This is a genomic window from Streptomyces sp. MMS24-W38, assembly GCF_059889265.1.
The window spans coordinates 7,294,952-7,316,526 of sequence record NZ_JCBCPP010000001.1; the positions used below are offsets into that span (position 1 = coordinate 7,294,952).

13 protein-coding genes are annotated in these 21,575 nt (G+C 73.2%); 1 reads left to right on the forward strand and 12 read right to left on the reverse strand.

The genetic code is table 11. The annotated features are described in order from the left end of the window. The first annotated feature begins 33 nt into the window (after positions 1-33). On the forward strand, positions 34-2,346 hold the full coding sequence (locus tag AC6F7H_RS32280) for an FdhF/YdeP family oxidoreductase (protein ID WP_500761401.1): 2,313 nt from the start codon (positions 34-36) through the stop codon (positions 2,344-2,346). A gap of 40 nt (positions 2,347-2,386) precedes the next feature. Here AC6F7H_RS32280 and AC6F7H_RS32285 read toward each other — a convergent pair whose 3' ends face one another. The 12 genes from AC6F7H_RS32285 to AC6F7H_RS32340 form a co-directional block, all read right to left on the reverse strand. Further along, the gene (locus tag AC6F7H_RS32285; RefSeq protein WP_500761403.1) at positions 2,387-3,727 is read right to left on the reverse strand and encodes an amidohydrolase; all 1,341 of its coding nucleotides are present in this window, start codon (positions 3,725-3,727) and stop codon (positions 2,387-2,389) included. Positions 3,728-3,788: 61 nt separating this feature from the next. Further along, entirely contained in the window at positions 3,789-5,747 is a 1,959-nt protein-coding gene (locus AC6F7H_RS32290) for a TOMM precursor leader peptide-binding protein (RefSeq protein ID WP_500761405.1), read from the reverse strand. Next, on the reverse strand, positions 5,744-6,499 hold the full coding sequence (locus tag AC6F7H_RS32295; protein ID WP_500761407.1) for an ABC transporter permease: 756 nt from the start codon (positions 6,497-6,499) through the stop codon (positions 5,744-5,746). The genes AC6F7H_RS32290 and AC6F7H_RS32295 overlap by 4 nt, the downstream gene beginning before the upstream one ends. Then, a complete protein-coding gene (locus AC6F7H_RS32300; protein ID WP_500761409.1) occupies positions 6,496-7,467 on the reverse strand; it encodes an ABC transporter ATP-binding protein in 972 nt (323 codons plus the stop codon). Before AC6F7H_RS32300 ends, AC6F7H_RS32295 begins: the two co-directional genes overlap by 4 nt. Before the next feature lie 46 nt (positions 7,468-7,513). Beyond that, positions 7,514-8,737, reverse strand: a complete 1,224-nt coding sequence (locus tag AC6F7H_RS32305) for a peptidase M50 (protein WP_500761411.1) — start codon at positions 8,735-8,737, stop codon at positions 7,514-7,516. Then, positions 8,734-9,867: a lantibiotic dehydratase C-terminal domain-containing protein gene (locus AC6F7H_RS32310; RefSeq protein ID WP_500761413.1), complete on the reverse strand. Its 1,134-nt coding sequence runs from the start codon at positions 9,865-9,867 to the stop codon at positions 8,734-8,736. The genes AC6F7H_RS32305 and AC6F7H_RS32310 overlap by 4 nt, the downstream gene beginning before the upstream one ends. Beyond that, positions 9,855-12,737 carry a lantibiotic dehydratase gene (locus AC6F7H_RS32315; protein WP_500761415.1) on the reverse strand — a complete coding sequence of 961 codons (2,883 nt, stop codon included), beginning with the start codon at positions 12,735-12,737 and terminating at the stop codon, positions 9,855-9,857. The genes AC6F7H_RS32310 and AC6F7H_RS32315 overlap by 13 nt, the downstream gene beginning before the upstream one ends. A 19-nt stretch (positions 12,738-12,756) precedes the next feature. Continuing rightward, positions 12,757-14,409 carry a nitroreductase family protein gene (locus AC6F7H_RS32320; protein WP_500761417.1) on the reverse strand — a complete coding sequence of 551 codons (1,653 nt, stop codon included), beginning with the start codon at positions 14,407-14,409 and terminating at the stop codon, positions 12,757-12,759. A gap of 90 nt (positions 14,410-14,499) precedes the next feature. After that, positions 14,500-16,455, reverse strand: coding sequence for a TOMM precursor leader peptide-binding protein (locus tag AC6F7H_RS32325; RefSeq protein WP_500761419.1), 1,956 nt, complete (start codon positions 16,453-16,455; stop codon positions 14,500-14,502). Further along, positions 16,445-18,706, reverse strand: a complete 2,262-nt coding sequence (locus tag AC6F7H_RS32330) for a TOMM precursor leader peptide-binding protein (RefSeq protein WP_500761421.1) — start codon at positions 18,704-18,706, stop codon at positions 16,445-16,447. The genes AC6F7H_RS32325 and AC6F7H_RS32330 overlap by 11 nt, the downstream gene beginning before the upstream one ends. Before the next feature lie 121 nt (positions 18,707-18,827). Next, positions 18,828-20,741: an AfsR/SARP family transcriptional regulator gene (locus tag AC6F7H_RS32335; RefSeq protein WP_500762175.1), complete on the reverse strand. Its 1,914-nt coding sequence runs from the start codon at positions 20,739-20,741 to the stop codon at positions 18,828-18,830. Between the two features lie 509 nt (positions 20,742-21,250). Beyond that, on the reverse strand, positions 21,251-21,421 hold the full coding sequence (locus tag AC6F7H_RS32340) for a thiazolylpeptide-type bacteriocin (protein WP_031128743.1): 171 nt from the start codon (positions 21,419-21,421) through the stop codon (positions 21,251-21,253). Positions 21,422-21,575 lie beyond the last annotated feature (154 nt).

The following is a 21,575-nucleotide window of genomic DNA, read 5'->3' on the forward strand; positions in this document are numbered from 1 at the left end:
CGGGCGGGAAAAGTTCACGCGAGAGGCAAGCCGATGAAGAAGCCCCCCGGCGAAGAGCCGAAGGACGCGCTCACCACGACCCCGCCCCAGAAGTGGGCCGCGGGAGTCCCCGCGGTGGTGCACGCCCTGGAGTACTCCCTGGAGCAGACGTCCCCCGGGCGCGTCGGCGAGACGCTGCTGACCATGAACCAGGTGGACGGCATCGACTGCCCCGGCTGCGCCTGGGCCGACCCCGCCCCGGGGAAGCGGCACCGCAACGAATACTGCGAGAACGGTGCCAAACACATCACCGACGAGGCGACGGGGCGGCGGATCACCGCCGACTTCTTCCGCACCCACCCGGTCTCCGAGCTGGGCCGGCGCTCCGACATGTGGCTCAACCAGCAGGGTCGGCTCACCGAACCGATGGTCAAACGGCCGGGATCCGACACCTACGAGCCGATCAGCTGGCACGACGCCTTCGGCCTGCTCGCCGACGAGCTGACCGCGCTCGACTCCCCCGACGAGGCCGTCTTCTACACCTCGGGCCGGGCCAGCAACGAGGCCGCCTTCCTCTACCAGCTCTTCGCCAGGGCGTTCGGCACCAACAATCTGCCCGACTGCAGCAACCTGTGCCACGAGTCCAGCGGCTTCGCCCTGCACGAGACGCTGGGCACGGGCAAGGGAACGGTCAGCCTCCAGGACCTTCACCACACCGACCTGATCTTCCTGGTGGGGCAGAATCCCGGCAGCAACCACCCGCGCATGCTGTCCGCACTGGAGGAGGCCAAACGCAACGGTGCCCGCATCATCGCGGTGAACCCGCTGCCGGAAACCGGACTGAGGCGGTTCAAGAACCCGCAGAAGGCGCGCGGGGTCATCGGCCCCGGAACCCAGATCGCCGACCGTTTCCTGCACATCCGCCTCGGCGGCGACATGGCCCTGTTCCAAGGCCTGAACCGGCTGCTGCTGGAGGCCGAGGACGCCCGGCCGGGGCAGGTGCTGGACCACGACTTCATCCGCGCCCACACCACCGGCTTCGACGAGTTCGCCGCACACGTGCGCGCCGTCGACTGGCAGGACGTCACCGCCGCGACCGGCCTGACGCGTGAGGAGATCGAGCAGGTCCGGGACGAGGTGCTGCGCAGCCGGCGCGTCATCGTCTGCTGGGCCATGGGCATCACCCAGCACAAGCACGCCGTCCCCACCATCCGCGAGTTCGTGAACTTCCTGATGCTGCGCGGAAACCTGGGCAGGGCGGGCACCGGCGCCTGCCCGGTCCGGGGGCACAGCAATGTGCAGGGCGACCGCACCATGGGCATCTGGGAGCGGATGCCGGACTCGTTCCTCGACGCGCTCCAGCGGGAGTTCGGCTTCGACCCGCCGCGCGCCCACGGACTGGACTCCGTGAACTCGATCAGGGCGATGCGCGAGGGCCGCATCAAGGTCTTCCTCGGCCTGGCCGGCAACTTCGTCCGGGCCGTCCCGGACAGCGCGGTCACCGAGGACGCCGTGCGCAGGTGCCGGCTGACCGCCCACATCTCGACCAAGCTCAACAGGTCGCACACCGTGTGCGGCGACACCGCGCTGATCCTGCCGACCCTCGGCCGTACCGAACGGGACATCCAGGCCCACGGGGAACAGTTCGTCACCGTCGAGAACTCGATGAGCGAGGTGCACACCTCCCGTGGTCGCCTGAGGTCGGCCTCCCCACTGCTGCTCAGCGAGGTCGCCATCCTGTGCCGGCTAGCCCGCCGCACCCTCGACGGCCGCGTCGACGTCCCCTGGGAGCAGTTCGAGGGGGACTACGGGACCATCCGTGACCGGATCTCCCGCATCGTGCAGGGGCTGCACGACTTCAACCGGCGCGTGGTCCGCCCCGGCGGCATCCAACTGCCGAACCCGGTCAACGAGGGCGTGTTCCACACCGCTGCCGACAAGGCCCTGTTCACCCGCAACACCGGGGAGCCGCCGGGCGTCCCCGAAGGACACCTGCTGCTGCAGACCCTGCGCTCGCACGACCAGTGGAACACCGTTCCCTACACCACCGAAGACCGCTACCGGGGCATCCACGGAAGCCGCCGGGTGGTCCTCGTCAACCCGGGCGACCTGGCGGAACTCGGTCTGACCGAGGGACAGCGGGTGGACCTGGTCGGCGTGTGGACGGACGACACCGAGCGCCGTGCCGAGGACTTCAAGGTGGTTCCGTACCCGACCGCACGGGGCTGCGCCGCCGCGTACTACCCGGAGACCCAGGTCCTGGTACCGCTCGACAGCGTCGCCGAGATCAGCAACCAGCCGGCGTCGAAGGCCGTCGTCGTCCGCCTGGAGCCCACCGCCCCCCGGCCTGGCACCGCCGTGCGCTGATCCACGACGGATCCGCGGCCGAGCGTGCGCGGTCGGGCCTTCACACGGCGGCGAACCGGTCGAGCGCCGCGACCGTCAGCGCGGCGATCGCCGGGCGCAGGGCGCTGCCGATGTGCGGGGCGAAGTGCGGGGAGTGGTTCGGGGCCGGCGGTGGTGCGGCGTCCGGGCCGCCGGTCGTCGTCCGGAGCCAGGCGTCCGGGTCCGCCACGCCCAGCATCCAGTAGACCAGCGGGATCCCGTGCTCCCCGTGGATCGCGGCTCCGGCGTCCCCGAACAGGGGGAAGTCCTCCGTGGCCATCGAGCCCGGCCAGGGCAGCACCCGCGCGGGCCCCAGGAGCCCCGTGTGGGCCTGCCGTACCGAACCGGTGGTGCGCGGGTCGCACAGCAGGGCCGCCGAGCGGGAGGCGACGGTCACCTCGGGTTCCCGGGGCGCGCCCGCCGCGGCGCTCTCGGCGAGCACGATGCGGCGCACCGCGGCCAGCGCCCGGTCCAGGGACGCCTCGCCGGCCGCGCGGACCGCGATGCCGAGCACGGCGTGGTCCGGTATGACGTTGGCGGCCGTTCCGGCCCGCACGGTCCCCACGGTCAGCGTCACCTGGTCGGCGGGTGCGGTCTCGCGGGCGACGACGTTCTGGAGCCGGGTGACGACGGCTGCCGCGGTGACGACCGGATCCACCGCCAGGTGCGGGGTGGCGACGTGACCGCCGCGTCCGTGCAGCACCACGTCGAGCACCGCGCCGGCCGCCGCCATCGGCGCCTGGCCCGTCGCGTGCGCGACGGTGCCGGAGGGCATCGGCGCGGCATGCTGGGCGAGGACGACATCAGGTCTGCCGAACCGTTCGTACAGGCCGTCGCGGAGCATGGCCTCGGCCCCGGCCAGCGTCTCCTCGGCCGGCTGTCCCACCACCAGCAGGGTGCCCCGCCACCGGTCGGACAGCCGGGCGAGCAGGTCCGCCGCACCGGCCGCCGCGGCCAGGTGCAGGTCGTGGCCGCACGCGTGCATGGCGTCGTTGCGGCTGGCGTACGGCAGCCCGGACCGCTCGCGCATCGGGAGCGCGTCCAGCTCGGCCCGCAGCCAGACGCGGGGGCCGTCCCCGTTGCGGAGCACCCCGACGACGCCGTGGCCGCCCACCTGGTGGGTGAGGTCGCAGCCGGCCGCCGCGAGGCGCCGGCCGAAGCGGTCCGCGGTGCGGGCCTCCTCTCCGGACACCTCCGGGTGCGCGTGCAGGTCCAGGTAGTGCGTGAGGGCGGGCTTCAGCACCTCCCCCACGCGGGTGAGGAGCTGCTCGGTGCCCGGCGGCAGCGAGCCGTGACCGGGTGCGGGCGGGGGCCCGGGAACGGCCGGTGCCGGGCCCGGGGCGGGGTGGGACGGTGGAGTCATGGACGTGCTCCGGAAAACGGCCGGGCCTCCGCCGCGGCGCGGGGAGGCCCGGGAGACGGGCTCACGGGAAGGGGTGCGGGGCCCGGCGGATCTCCGCGTCGGTGAGGTCGCGGTCCCGGTGCCCGCCGCGGCGCAGCGCGGTGCGCAGCCGGGGCATCAGCAGGGCCCGCTGCCGGTTCCAGCCGAAGTCGATCGGCAGCAGCCCCGGTACCACCGTGCTCACCGTTCGCAGCCCCATCCGTTCCTGCTCGGGCGAGGTCTGGTCGACGACGATGACGTCGTGGCCCGCCCGGACCAGTTCGTCCCGGACCACGGCGACGTCGTCGCGCAGGTCGCCGGTGCGGGGGCGGCCGTGGCTCTCCCAGTCCCGGTACACCTCGTCGAAGGGGCGGACCTCGGACGGCTCCAGGTAGTCGCGCGCGTACGCGGCCATGCGGGGCAGCCCGTAGAGCTGGGGGTGGTCCTTCAGATGGCGCACCAGGAAGAAGTCGTCGGCCATGGCCTCCAGTTCGCCGCGGCGTTCGGCGGTCTGCCGGGCCAGGTGCGGGATGTAGCTCAGCACTTCGGACAGGGCCCCCTCGACCGCGGACCTCGGGTCCAGTGAGGCCGCGGCCGCGAAGGACAGCGTGCCCGGACCTCCGTCCCGGCGGACGCCGACCACGGTGACGGCCGGGATCGCCAGGTCGATCCGGTTGTCGAAGGCGTGGACGTCGTAACCCTGCAGGGCGGCCCGCTCGGCCATGGCGACCGCCGTGGGACTGCCGACCGTCTCCAGGTCGATGCGGGGCAGCCGGGCCGCGCCGTACCAGCCGTTCAGGAAGGAGTCCCGCTCGACGAGTTCGAGCAGGCCGCCCAGGACGGCCTCCTCCAGGCACCCGCCGATGGCGCAGCCGTTGGAGCACTCGAAGACGAAGTTGTCGTCGGCCAGCGGGATGCTGTAGTAGACCAGCCGCGACGGCACCAGGACGGCGCGCTCGTCCCGCAGCGACCAGCCCCACTCCCAGGGGATGGGCCGGCCCGGGTCGAAGGGCTCGACCGAGGGATCGTCCCGGTAGGTCTCCGGGCTGTACAGGCCGCACACCGCCGGGTCGATCGCGTCGGATTTCAGCTCGTCGTACGAGCCGACCACCGGTGCCGAACCGCCGCGCCGGTGGGTTCCCGCGTACCGTTCCAGACCCTCGAGGAACGCGAGCCGGCGGCTGGTGGCGAAGGAGTTCTCCTGCCCGCTCCAGGTGACGTCGTGGAGCCCCGCGTACCCCCGTACGAACGCGCTGCCGGCCACCGGGGCCGTGGTGGACGAGGTGACGTCCGTCCAGGTCCCGGCGCCCAGGGCGCCGCACACCGGATTGGCCAGGGCGTCCGTGGGCAGCGGGTACGCGAAGGCCGAGCGCAGCCGGTAGGTCCCGGGGTCCGGTTTGGGACGCTGAGCGGGAGCGAGCGGCTGGACCTCGTCCGCAGCCTGGGGCCGGGCGCGGGGGCCGCAGTCCGGACACAGCGGGTCGGCGAGCAGCGGATACGTCCTGACCGTCAGGTTCGTCAGATCCAGCCGGGTCACCTGGGGCAGGGCGCGGTCCGCCGGGTGCTCGGCGGGCGGCACCGGGCGAGGACCGCGCAGCAGGGCCTCGCACAGCGCGGCCACGGTGTCGTGGACGTGACCGGTGAGCAGCGGCCAGGCACCGGCCGGGCGGGGCCCGTCGGCGCCGCCGGTCTCCAGGGCGTTGCGCTCACTTCGGCTGCGCAGCCGCTGCCACCGCAGGGCGAGGCAGCGGCCACAGGCGGGAGCCTCGCCGTCGCCTCCCCAGGGGCCGAGCAGGATCGCCGAGGCGCTGACGTGGACCAGCGCCGTCGGACGCTGTGCGGCCCACGGGTCCCGGGCCCCGGCGTCCCCGCCACCCGCGCCGACGGCACCGACCGGTACGACCCGTGGGGCGTCGGCGCCGAAGCGGCCGTCCAGGAAGGTCTGGAGGGTGCCGCGGGCCTCCTCCATCGGATGCGGGAGCGGGCGGGTCGCGGTGGTCATGAGGTCTTCGTCCAGCGGAAGGTGCGCGCCGCGATCGCCCCGAAGACGACGGCGAACGCGACGAGCCCGAGAGACCCCGTGCCGATGTCGGAGAGGCCGCCGCGGCCGATCAGGGCGGCCGACACCGCGTCGTTGAGATAGCGCAGCGGCATGACCAGCGAGACCTTCTGCAGCCAGTCCGGCATGGCGTCCAGCGGGAAGAACGACCCGGACAGGAAGGCCATCGGCAGCATCAGGAAGTTGGCGATGCCGGCCACCGACTCCGGGGTGTCGGCGATGCTGCCGACGATCACGCCGAGCAGCAGGAAGGTGGTGATGCCGAGGGCCATGACGGGGATCAGCAGGGGCCACCGGGACGCGGGCACCAGGTCGAAACCGGGGAGCATCGCCACCCCGACGAACAGAACCGACTGGACGAGTCCCACACCCAGGGCCAGGACGTAGCGGGACCCGATGACGGAGGACAGCGGGGCCGGCGACATGCGGATCATCCGCAGGATGTCGTCCGCGCGCCACTGCATCAGCGTGAACCCGATGCCGAAGACGGCGGCGTTGGCGACGCCCCAGGAGAGCACTCCGGCGGCGGTGTAGGAGAGGTAGGAGAAGCCGCTCTCCTCGACGTCCTGGCCCCGGAAGATGAGTCCGAAGACGATGAGGAAGATCAGCGGGAAGGCGAAGGTGAAGAAGACGGTCGTCTTGTCCCGTACCTGGGCGCGGTAGCCCGCCGCGGTCAGCGCGGTGTAGGCGCTCATACCTGGTGCTCCTGGTCGTTCGTGGTGAGGGGGGTCTGCGGGTTCTGCCGGGCGGTGATGTCGAGGTAGACGTCCTCGAGGCTGGGGGTGCGGGTCTGCACACCGTCCAGACCGGTGACGGTGTCGAGGGCGGCGAGGACCTTGCCGGTGGCGCGGGTCTCCAGGACGAGGTGCCCGCCCTGCACGGTGACGGCGTCCACGCCGGGGAGGGACGCGGCCTTCTGCTCGTCGATCCGGCCGAGCGGAACCAGCATCCGGCTGGTGGCGCCGAAGGTTCCGATCAGGTGCTGCGGTTCGTCGGTGACGACGAGCCGGCCGGCCACCAGGATGCCGACGCGGTCGCAGAGCGCCTCCGCCTCGTCCAGGTGGTGGGTGGTGTACACGATGGTCCGGCCCTCCGCCTTGAGGCCCCGCAGGACCTCCCACAGAGCGCGCCGGCCCTCCGGGTCGAGCGCGGCGGTCGGCTCGTCCAGGAAGATCAGCTCGGGTCCGTGGACCAGCGCGGAGGCGATGGCGAGCCGCTGCCGCTGGCCGCCGGAGAGGTCGTCGACCCGGACGCCGTGCCGCCCGCCGAGGCCCACGGCGTCCAGAGTGGCGTCGACGGCGGCGCGCTCCGCGCCGAACAGGGCCGCCACCGTACGCAGGTGCTCGTGGACGGTCTGCCGTACGAAGAACGCCGACGACTGGGTCTGCACGCCCATGCGCGGCAGCAGAGCGGTGTTGCGCGGCCAGGGCGACTCGCCGAACACCGTGACCGAGCCGGAGTCGGCCTTGCGCAGCCCTTCCATGATCTCCACCAGGGTGGACTTCCCGGCGCCGTTGGGACCGAGCAACCCGAAGAACTCGCCGCGCCGGACGTCCAGGGAGACCCCGTCGACGGCCCGCCGGTCGCCGTAACTCTTGGTCACGTCACCGACCGAGACGGCCGGCCCGGCTCCGCGGTCTGCGGTGGGGGAGGGGGAGGTCATAGGGGTACCTCATTCATGAGTTGCGTGATCTTTCGGGGTGGGGACGTCATCGGAGCAGCAGGAGGACGGCGGCGGTGCCGGTTCCGGTCACCGCGAGCAGGACGAGAGTGGCCGCCGTGACGGCGTAGGAGGTGTAGAGACGGCGGGCGCGCCGCGGGTAGGCGGCGACGGCGTCCCGTCCCTGCCTGCGCAGGGTCAGGTAGGTCCCCGTCTCCGGGGCGAGGTTGGCGGCGCCCACGGTGTGGCCGAGCATGCGGTACCCGTCCAGCGGCGGCAGCGGGACCAGGTTGCTCAGGGCCTGCACGACGCCGACGAAGAGCATCCCGGTGAGCACCGGGCGGCCCGGGTCGGCCGGGTCCAGCAGCGCCCACCACAGCGCGAAGGGCAGCAGGAGCACCAGGTTGACGTACGCGCCCGCGGCGGCGACCACCAGCTTCGCCCGCAGACCCGGCAGGAACAGGTAGTTGTCGACCGTGCAGTACATCATCATGGCCGGAAACCGCCAGCGCAGCCCGATCTCGGTGACCACACCGCCGTAGTGCCGGGCGGCGATCCCGTGGGCGAGTTCGTGCAGGCAGATGCTGAACCAGAGGAAGACCGCGAACGGGATCAGCACGAGCGGGCGGGTCAGCAGCTCCCACGTCCCGTCGAGGGTGGCCACCGGATCCGCGAGCACGGCGACGATCAGCACCAGTACGGCCGCCACCAGCGGCAGTTGCACCCAGGGGCGGAGCAGCGGACGCAGCAGCCGGTGGAGGCGTCCGGTGGTCCCGTGCGCGTCGGCGACGGTCCGCCGGCTGCCCTTCCAGAAGGTCCCGGTGCGGGCCGGTGGCGGCTCGGGCGGCGCGGGGTCCGGGGACCCGGCGAGCAGTCCGCGGGTGCCGAGCAGGCCGAGCAGCCGGGTCCACTGCTCCTCGGGGAGCCTGAGACGGAACCGGTCCGCGTACTCGGACACGACGTCGTCGACGTTGCGGGTCCCGTCGAGCCGGCTGATGACGAAGTGCTCCTTGGGACCCACCTCGAACGCGGCACCGCTGACCGGGTGCTTGATGAGGTGGACGGTACGCGGACCGCGCAGCAGGGGCGGACCGATCAGCACGCCCGGACGCAGCGCGGGGCGGTACGCGCGGGCGGCGGAGGCGCGGTCCGCGGCTCCGTGGCCGGCGGCGGCACGGTTGCCCACGGCGGAGTGGTCGCCGACGGAGGAGTGGCCGGTGGACGACTGATCGGTGGGCGACTGGCCGGTGGGCGACTGGTCGGTGGCGCTCATGAGACCGCCTGCCGTCCGTCGGCCGGCTCGCGCAGCACCCGGCCCAGGATGAAGGCCAGGTACGCCTCGTCCCGGATCGTCACGTGCAGCCGGTTGTTGGTCATGTGCATGTACGGGGACAGCAGGCGGGGCAGCACCGCGGGCGCGTGGGTGACGGTCACCAGAGGAGCCGCGTCGGGGTCCTCGGAGCGCTCCTGGCCGGTGTCCTCGCGGGCCGGGCCGTCCCAGGCCGGGAAGGCGAGTTCGCCGCGCTCGGTGAGGTCCACCACGCGCTCGCGCAGCTCCAGGCAGTGTTCGGCCCAGCGCCGCAGGAACGCCGGCAGCCGGGACAGGTCGCCGCTCGCCACGGCCTGCCTGATCTGCGCGAACCGGGCGCCGAGGGACGGCGCCATGCGCTCGTAGGTGCGCTCGTACTCGGTGGACCCGATGAAGTTGGTACCGGGGAACAGCCGGTGCCAGAAGGCGTAGTAGGAGTCGAGATAGTCCGCGAGCCGTTCCTCCTCGGGCAGGAAGCAGCTCGCCATCACCATCATCAGCTGGGCGGAGGTACCGAGCAGCACCGTCCGCAGGTGCAGGTTCATGCTCCGGTACGCCTCCAGGACCAGGTCACTGGAGTGGCGGAAGTGCCATTCGGCGAGGTCCACCCCGGCCGGTCCGCCGTACTTGGCGTACTCGGGGGCGTAGACCTCGTAGGAGAAGGAGTTGTTCGGCCTGAGGTTCATCAGGCCGTCCGGGCCCATGTACTTGGCCCGGTCCTCGCCGGGGAACTCGATGTCGAAGAGGGAGTTGTAGAAGTCCTTGAGGAAGCCGGAGTCGACCTCGTAGAGGGCGGGGCGGGCCTTCAGGAAGTCGTTGATCGCCTCCTCGGTGCGGCGGCGCACCTCGGCCTCGGCGTCGGGGCCGCTCGGGCGCAGGCGCAGCCTGATGTGCGGTCCCTCCAGCCAGTAGTTGATGAAGAAGTAGCCGGACAGCAGCCCGTCCTCGGTGAGCCGGTCGACCAGCGGGCGGACGCAGTTCACCAGCAGCGGCTGGGGGTTGGCGGCGTAGAAGACGTGCAGGGCCAGCCAGGGCGAGGGGCCGGTGCCCTCGGGGTCCGGCCGGAAGGCCGCGGGTTCGGTCAGTTCGGGCATGACGGGGCGGCCTCCGGTTCGGACTGCGGCAGTCGGCGGGTGGTGAAGGTCTCCACGGCGAGCTCGGCCACGTGCCGGCCGCGGTGGGAGGTGAGGTGGAGCCCGTCCTCGGCGGGGAGCATCTCCCGGAAGGCCACCCGGGTGCCCGGCTTGCGCTCCACCAGGGCGTCGAACGCGGACAGGGAGAGCGGGCTGTCGAAATCGACGTGGACGGGCTTGGCCCCGATCGGTCCCTGATCGGCGTGGGAGACCGTGGCGAAGCAGCGGTCGGGCAGGCCGTGGACGCGCTGCCAGCGCCGGTACTCCAGGTAGTACTCCTCTTCCCCGGCCCCGGGGCGGCGGGCCGGCAGGCCCTGAGCGTCCGCGGTCCAGCTGCGCCGGCTGACCACCACGTTCCCGTACCGGACCCGGGGCCTGCGGGTGACCCCGTTCTCGGCTTCGCCCTCGGGCACCCCCGCCCACACGTCGAAGGGGGCCATGGTGCTGGGGGAGAGGAGCAGCAGGGTGCGCGGGATCTCGGGGAGCGCGATCGGCACGAGGTAGCCGAGATAGACCGGCACGACCTCGCGGCCGAGGCGGCGGGAGCGCAGGACCAGGCGGCCGGCCTGCTCGTCGTGCTCGATGTAGAGGTCGTCGAGATGGATCCGGGCGTCCTCGGGCACCGTGCTGGTCTCGCCCGGGCAGACGATCTGGTGGTCGGTCAGCCGGCCGTGCAGGTTCAGGTTGCTGCTGACCGGTCCTCCGGTGACCTCCGCGAACACGGCGCCCTCCGGCCGGCGGGCCGCCATCTCCTCGCGCAGGGCGTCGGAGAAGCCGGGTGCCGCCGGGCCCGTGTCCGCTCCGGCGCCGTCGTAGAGGTGGGTGAACCGGCTGAAGGGGAAGGCCAGTCCGCCGTAGGACTTGTTGAGGACGACCAGCGGACGGCCGCCGGGCGGACGGGACAACTGGATGTGATGGCTCTGAGGTGTGAAGTCACCGGTGATCGGGGCGAGTTCACCGGCGGTCTCGGAGAGCAGCCGGTCCGGCAGTTCGATCTCCTCGACGTCGGCGTCGGCCACCGTGCCGTGCCGCCGCCACAGGTCCTTCATGCCCTCGTGGAAGTGGCGGCGGGCCCGGTCGAGGGCCTTCATCTCGCTCTGCCCGAGCCAGTTCTCCTCGGGCAGGTAGGTGCCGTTCTCGTCGTAGGAGGCGCGTTTGGAGGTGAAGGAGACGTACTGGTCGAAGAAGTCCTCGTGGAAGTCGTGGACCAGGCCGAGCAGGTCGTCGCAGCGGCCGCCGCGGCCGTAGCGGGCGGTGAAGAAGCCCAGCAGCGTGATGCGTTGGGGCAGGGTCAGGTCGAAGAGGGGCAGGATGCCCTCGACGGCCCGCAGGGCCCGGCCGGTCTCCCCGCCCAGTACGGCGGGCCCGCAGGTCAGGTCGTCGCCGGTGTCGACGTCCTCGTACACCAGGGTCTGCGGAAGGGCCGGTTCGGCCGCCCCCAGTTCCCGCTGTGCGTCGAGCAGTCGACCGCGCAGGGTGCTCAGCAGCGTGCGGCGTTCCCCGACGTCGGCCCCGGGGTAGCGGGCGAGGCAGTCGGCCGGGCCGTCCAGCAGGCGGGCCAGCCGGTCGGCCCAGGGCGCCCCGAGGGAACGCAGGGCGTCCTGGTAGGAGCGGAGCGGGTCCTGACCGTGCACGTCCGCGCGGAGCACCGGCACCTGCACCATGCCGAGGTCCAGGAGGGCCGACGCGTACCGTTCGCACTCCTCGCGTCCGGCGTCGTGCTCGGTCTCCAGCCAGGCCACCAGGTCCCGGTGGCGCACCGGCGCGTCCTGGGCGCCGAGCCATTCCAGGAGCCGTTCCAGGGTGCCGCTGCTGCGCAGGTAGAACAGCCGGTCGCGGACCGCGTCGAAGGTGACGGCGGCGCTGTCGTCGCCCGCGGTCATCACGTGGCGTACGTAGCGGATGCGGTCGGCGTCGCGTCCCCAGCCCGGGGAGAGGACCACCGGCAGGTCCTGACGGCGGCCGGGGTCGGCCGTGATCAGTTCGGTCAGCCGGGCCAGCGCCACCACGTTGAGCCGTACGTGGCTCACCCAGTCCTCGCCGGTGTGCAGTGCGGCCCCGTCGTCCGACGGGTCGCCCGCGAAGGTGCCGGGGCCGATACCGGTGAAGGTGCTGAAGGGGCTGGTCTTGCAGGCCGTGCGGTACAGGTAGGTCAGCGCGGAACGCTCGATCTTGCGCAGCCGGTTGCCGGGCCGCGGGCTGGTGTCGCGCAGGTAGGCGTCCAGCCGGCCGTCGAGGGCGGGCGAGGCGAGCAGCAGACCGAGACGCAGCCGGTCGTCGGTCAGTACCTCGCGCAGCACCCGCCGGTTCTCCTGGAGTTCACCGGCGAGCAGGTCCGCTCCGGTGGCCCGCAACTCCTCGAGGCGGGCACGGTCGTGCAGCCACTGGGCGGTGAGCCGGCCGGTCTGGGGGTCCTGCTCCGTCACCAGGTGGACGGCGGCCTCGGTGTCGGCGGGCAGCCGGTTGTTGAAGACCTGCCGGCGCAGGTTGATCAGCCCGCGGCGCACGGCGGCGTCGCCCGGGTCCTCGTCGGGACCGGTGGTCGACTTGACCAGGGTGTGCAGCAGGTCGCTGAGGGCCGCCCCGGCGGCGGTCAGGCGTTCCTCCTCGGCCAGTACGGCGTCGGCCCAGCGGCGGGTGCCGGGGCAACGCAGGCCGTGCACCGTCTCGATGGGCAGGCCGGCCGCGCGGAGCATGAAGCGCCGGCCGAGCTCCCAGCGGGTGCCTGGCTCCGTGGCGGCGCCCGGCCCGGTGTCCGTGGGGGCGGCCGCGTCGGTGTCCGTGGGGGCGCCTGTCGCTGTGGCCGTGGCGCCGGACTCTGTGGGTGTCATGGGGAATCCTCTGCGGCCGTCAGGCGATCTCGTGGCGGAAGTCGGCGGGCCCGGGCCGTTCGTGACCGAGGGCCATGATGAGCAGCGGGGCCTCGTCGCCGTCCGCCAGCCCGAGCCGCTCGACGAACGAGACGTTGTCGAAGCCCAGCGCCACGCCGGCGCCCAGGCCCAGGGCGGAGGCCGCGACGTAGAAGCTCTGCGCGACGGCTCCGGCGGTGCCGACGGCGAGCCGGTAGCCGCGGTCGCCGAGGGCGTCCAGGACCGCGGTGGTGCGCACGGTGGGCACCAGGACCGCACCGGCCTGCTCCAGGTTGTAGTTGGCCAGGAAGTAGTTCTCCTGGAGGAAGGAGCCCTGGGGGCCCGGGGCGACCGGGCGCAGCTCGTCACGGTCTGGGTCGTACGCGTACGCCCCCTGCTCCACGCCTTCCACGTGGTTGACGAAGGCGTACAGCTTGGCGAGCCGGATCTCGCCGGACGGATCGGTGTCGCCGGCCAGCCGGGTCCCGGCACAGGCGGCGAGCACCGCCGACAGGTCCCCGGTGCCGACCGGACGACGGGCGTCGAACCTGCCGAAGCTGGAGCGGCGGTCGCGCAGGGCGCGGCGGACGCCGGTGTCCGGGAAGGCAGGCTCGGGCAGAGCCACAGGGATGCCTACGGCGTCGGCGTCCGTACCGGCGGTGGGAAGGGCCGCGGCGGCGGCCAGCGCCCCGGGGGCGGGCCGGTCGGCGGCACCCTCCAGGGTGGCCGTGTGCATCTCGCTCAGCGCGGTGAAGTCCAGCAGGGTGCGCGAGCGTTCGACGTCCCGGTGCCGGACGGCCGGCCGGTGGCGCGGGTCCGTGCGGGGGACGGCCGTGCGGGCGGCGGCGTCCGGGCGGGGTGCCGGCCCGTCCCAGTGCAGCGGCACGACGGCGAACACCGTCTCCTCCTCGCCCGCCGTCCCGAGGAGTTCGTTCAGCCGGGGCTCGTCGAACCACAGCACGGGGGCGATCCGCAGGCCCCGGGCGGCGGCCCAGATCCGCCAGGTCTGCACGAGGGTGCCGATGTCGGTGCTGACCACGTGGAACGAGAAGCTGTTGTATTTGAATGAGTTCTGCCAGTACTTGACGCCGAGCAGCAGGTACTGGTCGGTCTCGAGGGCCTCGGCGGGCGCGTCCGCGCCGAGCGCGCCCCGGACCCTGTCCGTGACGTCGCCGGCCAGCAGCCGCTGCAGGGCGTGCCGGTGGATGTCGTAGTAGTGCAGGCCCGGGGTGAGGGGGCCGGAGGGACCGGACGCCCAGTGGATGCTCACCGGGTAGAGCCCGCCGCCGCCCGCGGTGCCGCGCGACCAGTTCGCGTGGGTGTAGTACGGCAGTCCGGGCAGGTCGGTGTTGGCCTGGATGCCGAGGCGGCGCCCGGTCAGCCCGTAGGAGTCCTGGAGCATCGCCGACAGCAGCGGGAGGCCGAACCCGGGCGAGCCGTCGCTGCCCTGGACCAGGGCGGTGCCGGGCAGCAGACCCGGCGCGACCGGGACGTCGGCGAGGTCCTCGGTGCCGGGCAGGGCGAACGCCTCGGCGCTCGGGTAGTACTTGCCCTTGCGCGGGCCGTCGTCCCAGTTCACGACATGGTCGGTGGGCTCCATCGGGACGCGGCCGCGATGCAGGATGGCGTGCGCGTACTCATGGGCGTACCCCATGGGATCCCCCTTTCCTCGGTTCCGTGGTGCTCTCGGTGTGCTCTGTGTGCTTGCTTCTCCGGCGCACGCGCGCCGGGGACGGACGGCCGGTCATGGGAACGGGTGCGGGCCGGGATTGAGCTCGGCCTCGGTCAGGTCGTCGGGCCGCAGGCCCGCCTCGCGCAGCGCGGTGCGCATCCGGGTCATGTGCCGGGCGCGCTGCCGGGTCCAGCCGAAGTCGAGCGGGAGCAGGCCGGGCACCAGCACCTTCACGGTGTGCAGACCGAGAGCGCGCTGCTCGGGCGCGGTCTGGTCGACGACGACCACGTCGAATCCGGCGGACGTCACGGCGTCCACCGCGGCGAGCAGATCGTCGCGTACGTCCGGACCCGAGCCGTCCGCGCGGCCCCAGCGCAGGTCGGCCACGCTCGACGGCTCGGGGGGCGAGGAACGGCGGAGAAGGAAGTCGGCGTGGCGGCCCATCTCCGGTACCGCGTAGACCAGCGGATGGTCGTGCAGACTGGTGATCTTCTCGTGGTCCTCGGCCATGGCGCGGTACCCGGCCTCGTCGCGCTGGAACCGCTGGAGGAGCTGCACCGAGTCGGTGGCGATCTCGCACAGGGCCGCGGCGAGTGCGGCCTCGGGGTCGAGGGCGGCTCCGGCCCCGAAGCACATCCGGGCGGGGCCGCCGTCGAACCGCTCGGCGACCCCGGTGACCACGGGGACCGGGAAGGTGATCCGGGTGTCGAAGAACCTGGCCCGGTACCCGTACATGGCCATGCGGTCCACCATGACCCGGGTGTGCGGGTCGGCGCTGGTCGCCGGGTCGATCTCGGGGAGCGGCTGCATGCCGTGCCAGGCGAGCAGGAAGGCGTCCCGTTCCAGGACCTCCATCAGGCCGCTGAGCACGGCCTCCTCCAGACTGCCCCCGGAGGCGCAGCCGTTGGAGCTCTCCTGGACGAACCGGTGCTCGATCCCGGGCTTGTGGTAATAGGCGAGGATCTCCGGGACGGGGCGGGGGCGCGCGTCCCGCAGCGACCAGCCCCACACCCAGGGGATCGGACGGTCCGGGGTGAAGGGCGGCACCCAGGGGTTCGCCCGGTGGAAGTCGTCCGTGTACAGGCCGGTCTCGCGCGGGTCGACGGCGGCCGGCCCGAGATCGTCCAGGGCGGCGGTCAGGGTGAGGGCGCGGCCCCGGGCGCGCATCCCGGCGTAGCGCTCCAGCCCCTCCAGCACGCCGATGCGGGTGCTGGCGTGGTAGGTGTCGGCGTGACCGCCCCAGAACGTCTCCCGCAGATAGTCGCCGGAGCGGCTGGAGAAGCAGCCCACGGTGGCGGAGGTGGTCGGCGAGGTGACGTCGCACACCACCGACGGTCCGACGGCGCCCCAGTGGGGGTTGGCGAACGCGTCCACCTGGAGGCCGTACGCGTCCACCGGCCGGACCCGGCTGACGCCCGGCCGGTACTTGGGCGCGGACCGCAGGGTGAGGGCGGCGGACTCGGCGGTCACCGGTTCCGGTGTGCCGCAGCCGGGGCAGTCCGGCTCGGGCACCAGCGGGTGGTGACGGACCGTCAGGTGCTCCAGGTCCACCAGCCATACGTCGGGGAACGGCCGCCCGTCGTCGAGGGGAGCGGCGCCGAGCCGGGCGATCAGTGCGGCGACGGTCTGCGCGGCGAACGGCACCGAGTAGGGCCACGGCCCCACCTCCCGGGTGCCGCCGCGCAGTTCGAGGCCCTCCCGCAGACCGACCGAGCGCACTCCCTGCCAACGGCGCCGCAGACACACTCCGCAGCCGGCCCTTCCCTCGACGGGCCAGGGACCGACCAGCACATGCCGGCCGTACAGGTGCACGGGAAGCGCGGAGTGCGGTGCGCCGTCGGTGGGGACGGGGGCGGCGAAGGCGTCCCGCACTCCGAGGGCGAGGACCGTGACATCGGGTACCGGGCGGCCCGGCTCGAACGGCAACTCCGCCAGGGCGCGGCGGAGTTCCTCCGCGAAGAGACGGCACGCCCGGTGCCGCGGCTCCTCGGTCCCGCCGACGGTGGCCCGGGCGAGATCAGCGGTCATCGTCGGCCGCCTCGGTGAGCAGGACCCGGACGGTGTGGATCCCGGCGGCGGGCAGGTCGGCCGCGTGCGTGGGCACGACGAGGGCGTCACGCCCGGCGGCGTCCAGCCGCTCCAGGACCTCCGTCCAGGTCACCGGGGCCGGACCGGCGTCCGGCCCGGCCGCGCCGTCATCGGCCGTGACCGGTATCAGGGCCGCGTCGAGGTCGGCCAGCAGCGGGTCGCCGGTGTCGGGCGCGCCCAGCACTCCCTCCGCGGCGAGCTGGACGGTACCGAGCAGGTCGCGCAGCGCGTCGGTGGCCGCGGCCGTCCGGTCCAGGGCGGCGCCGGTGGCCCAGCGGCCCGGCCCGCCCTCCTCCGTCGGCCGGCTTCTGGCCAGCACGACGGACACCCCGGTGCGGTCCGCCTCCCCGAGGTCGAGGAGTTCGACGTCCAGCCCCAGATGCCCGGCGGAACGCAGCAGGAAGGTCGCCTCCACGTCGTCGGCGAACACGGCCCGGGGGATCACCGCGGTCCGCCCGGCCCCGCGCACGGAGCGCCGCAGCGCGTCGTGGGCGAGCGCGGACAGCAGGCCGGCCGCCGCGGCCTCCGGCAGGCCGTCGCCCGCGCCGGCCCCGGCGCGGGACGGCTCGAACCGGCGGTCCTGGTTGTCCGGCCCGAAGGGCCGCACCGCGCCGGCCGGCACCAGCTTCCGTTCCTTGGTCAGCAGCGACATGGCCGGGGCCCAGGAGGCGACCGGATCACCCCCGGCGCCGGTGGCCGTGGTCAGCGCGTCCGGGTCCACCTTCGGCAGCGCGTCGGCGCCGGAGGCGTCGTCCGGGGCGGGGGAGCCGGGCACCACGTGCTCGGCGTAGACCTCGGCGGCGGTGTTGAGGGCCCGCAGACGGGCGCCCGCGGTGTGCTGGACGTCGAACGCGACGACGGTCCGGGTCCCGGCAGCGCCCAGACCGACCTCCACGGCGCCGACCTTCAGCGGGGTCTGGGTGACCGGCTCGTCCGCGTACCGGGTGAAGACCCCGACGGACGGCCGGAGCGCGAGCGAGCGGCGGTCGAGCTCGGCGAGCGGCCCCTCGGTCGCGTCGTCGTCCGGCGCGGCGGCGACGACCGGCTCGAAGGCGGGCCGTTCGGGGGCCGCGGTCAGGTCGACGGGCTCGGGAGCGCCGGGCCGGGTCCGGCAGAACGGGCACCGCGGATGGGGCAGCAGCCGCTCCGCCAGGACATCGAACGAGGCCATGTCCTGGAGCAGCACCTGGCCCCGGGTCTCGGCCGGCAGTGCCTTGGTGACCAGCCGGAACACCTCGTAGCCGAGCAGATTGCCGAGCATCGCGGCGAGCGGGCCGCGCGGCCCGGGGCCGGGGGCACCACCCAGGGCCAGACCGCTCCAGAGGTCGGCCGCGACCGCCGCGTCCCCCGTCGCGCCGAGGCGCAGCGCCGCGCAGGCCAGGCAGCCGTCGGAGTCCGGGCCGCTGACCGGTCCGACCACCGCCCGGTCGCCGAAGGTCCAGGCGGGGAGCAGGAAGCGGCCGTCCGGAACGCCGCGGCCCAGCAGGGTGATCGCGGTCCGGAACGCGTCGCGGCCGCAGGCGGCGACGACCACGTCGTACCCCTCGTACGCCTTCCAGTCGCCCGCCGAGCCGGCCCCGGCGTCGGGCAGTACCGTCACCTCGGCCAAGCTGCCCTGCGTGGTGAACTCCGCCGCCTCGGCCCGCAGCTCGCCGAACTCGGCGGCGGTGGCGGGGCCTTCGGCCAGTGCGGCCTCCACGGCGACGGAGGCGCAGCCGTTGCGGATCAGGGAGAGCGCGCACCAGCGGGCGACCGGACCGTCGCCGAGCACGGCGACGCGGGTGCCGCGGAACGCGGCGAACCTGCTCTCGGCGTCGTCGGCGTAGTGGTCGATGTAGGCGATCTGCGGCGCGAAGCGCGCGGCGACCGCCGGCTGCACGGGTGCGCCCGGTCCCGGTTCACCGGGGGCCGGCACGGGCCGGGCGAACCCGCGGGCGTAGAGCGCCTTGACCAGTCCGCCCACCATCGCCTTCTGCTGGTCCTTGAAGCCCGCGCAGATCTCCGCCACGGTCCGGCTCCCGTCCAGGTGCGGGACGAGGAGGGTGGCGAACCGGTAGGCGGACGGGGAGCTGAGCTGGAAACCACCGTCGGCGTTGTGGAAGATCACGCCGGTGGGCGTCTCGGTGAACAGCACGTCGCGGCGCACCCTGGGGCGGGTGTCCGAGGTCTCCTCGTACGGGGTCGTGGGCATACGGGGGTCGCACCTCCGGGTCGGGCCTGACGGCCCCTCGGGTCTGAAAGATGGGGAAAGGCGGGGAAGGGCAGGATGTTCAGGTGTCCGGCCCGCCGGGCCGGGCCGCAGTCCCGGTCCGTCAGGTGGCCCCGGACGGAAGGGCGCGCCGGGCCGTGGCGGTGACGGCCTGCGGGATGTCGCCGGTCCGGGCGGCCCTGTGCAGTGCGTGGGCGCGGAACAGGGTGTTCATGCGGAGCGTCCCGGGTTGTTCCTCGTCGAGGAGCCCGGTGTCGAGGAGCCGTTCGAGCAGCTCCTCGGCGTGTGTCTCGGGGACGGAGAGGGCACGGGCCGCGGCCGGTGCGGTGATCTGCCCGTCCAGCCGTGCCAGGCACAGGTGCGCGTCGGACACCGGGGCGGGCAGCCGGTCGAGGGCACCGTCGAGGGTCAGGGGCACGGACATCCGGGCGTCGTCGGGCAGCGCCAGCCGGGCGGGCAGGTCCCGCCGCAGCCATGCGGCGTGGTCCGCCAGACGCAGCTTCGGCCTGGTCAGCAGCCGGGCCGCGACGATCCGCAGGGCCAGCGGGACATGCCCGCACGTCTCCGTGAGGGCGTGTGCGGCCGTGACCTCGGCCGCCACCCGCTCATGACCGAGGACGGCGACGAGGAGCGCGTGGGACTCCTGCGGCGGCAGGGCGCCCAGTTGCAGCACCGCCGGGCCGTGCGTGGCGACCAGGGCGGCCAGTCGCATACGGCTGGTGACGACGAAGGCGCCGCAGCCCGTCATGCCGAGCAGCCCGCGGACCTGGTCGGGGTGCACGACATCGTCGAGTATCACCAGGCACGATCCGGGGGAAGCGCCGGAGGGGAGTGCGGAGCGCAGTTCGGCGGCCGCCTCGTCGGCGGACCGTGGCGTGCCGTCGGGCCTGGTCAGCGGCAGCAGTACGCCGCCCGCGGGGTACCGGTCCGCCACCAACTGCGCGGTGTGCAGGGCCAGCGCGGTCTTGCCCATTCCCGGGCCTCCGGAGACCACCGCGATCGCCGGGCCGGCGTTCGTCCGCCCGTCCCTCCGGCCCTCGCCGCTCAGGTGGCCCACCAGATCGGCGGTCTCACGGGTGCGGCCGGTGAAGCCGGGGACATGGGGCAGCCTGGGTCCCGGCGGATGCGCCGGCCCTGAGGGCGGACGGCCGTCGCCGGGGACGACGGACCCGCCGGAGGGGACGCTCTTCCCTCGGGTCGCAAGGGCGTCGGGCAGGGTGTCGGCCACCGCGGGCGCCACGTGCGGGGTGAGGGTGAGTGGTGCGGCCTCCAGGGCCGGGCCACGGGGTTCGTCGCCCCGCAGGATGGCCAGTTCCAGACCCTGCAGTTCCGCGCCGGGATCGACGCCGAGTTCCTCCCGGAGGTGTGTCCTGATCCTCCGGTACTCGGCCAGCGCCTCGATCTGCCGTCCCGCCCGGTACAGCGCCCGCATCAACTGGGCGGCGAGACCTTCGTGCTGGGGGTGGGTGCGGGTGGCCTCCCAGAGGTCCACGAGGACCTCGCGGTACTGACCCCGGGTCAGCTGGATCTCGCAGACGCGTTCCAGAACGCGCAGGCGCTCCTCGACCAGCCGGGGAACCTCGTCGCGGTGCAGCAGTTCGGAGGGGACATTGGCGAGAAGCGGTCCTTGCCACAAATCGAGTGCCGTGCGCAGCAAGGGGAGTTCGGACTCGCCCGCCCCGGCCGCGTCGGCCACCAGGCCACGGAAGTGCAGCAGGTCCAGGGTGTCGCCGTCGGCCGGGAGGCGGTAGCCCCCGGCGACCGCGACCACCGACTGTTCCTCTATGTCGTACTTCGCGAAGAGGCGACGCAACCGCAGGACGCAACTCTGCAGGGCCGCCTTCGCCGTCGCTGGCTGCTCGTCGCCCCAGACGGCCTGCCGGAGACGCTGCGTCGGGACCACCTCGCCGGGGCGGATCAGCAGCGCCGCCAGCAGCGACGTCGGTTTGGCCGGCGGGAGGACGGCCACATCGCGACCGTCGGTGATGCTGAGTGGGCCGAGCAACTGAAAACGCACGAACATTCCCCCGTTGACCTTCGAAGATCCGCCGAACCGGCTCGTCATGGTCCGCTTCGAGAAGCGGTGTCCTGACGCCGTGTCCGCCCATGGTCGGGAGGGTGGCTGGTACAGGACCTCTGCCCGCACTCTGACGAGGGCAGGTAGAGCACATGTGAAGTCGGTGTGCACGACATCAATCGGCCTTGTGGCAGTCGTGAGTGTCTACTGGCGTAGACCGACGGTCAAGAGGAGGTCGTGAAGGGCTTCAGAGGCGGACTGCTGTCGCTGAGAAGCAGTCAAATGCCTTTAAAAACATTCTTGTTGCTGGTGAATGACCCTGTCGGTGCCGGCCCGGGACGGACACGCCCGGCAAAGCAAGCATGTGGCTGTAGGGGTTTACCTACACGAGGTTTGCGGCGGCCCCACCGTCCTGGCCGCGCGGCCGGACGGGCATGACGAAAGCCCGGCCGGAGCCCGCCCCTTGAGGGGAGGGACGCCGACCGGGCGTCTGCTTCACCGGACGTGCGTCAGGCGGAGCAGGAGGTGGTGCTGCAGGTGGAGCTGGAGGTCGAGGTGGAGCTGGTGCTGGTGCAGCCGGCCAGCACGACCTCGCTGGCGTCCGAGTAGTCGGAGATCTCGAAGGTCTCGGCCTCGAGCTCGAGGATCTCGTCCGCGAGGGTGCTCAGGTCCTTGTTCATGGTGACTCCCGATGGGTCAGGGGGACCGCCGTGGCCGGCTGCCTCCGCCGTGTGGGTACGGAACCATTCCAGCGGCCCCCGCTCACCGTTCGGCATGTCTTGCGCTGGCATCCCGCTGGCATCCCGCTGTCACGCGCCGCCGGCGGACGACATG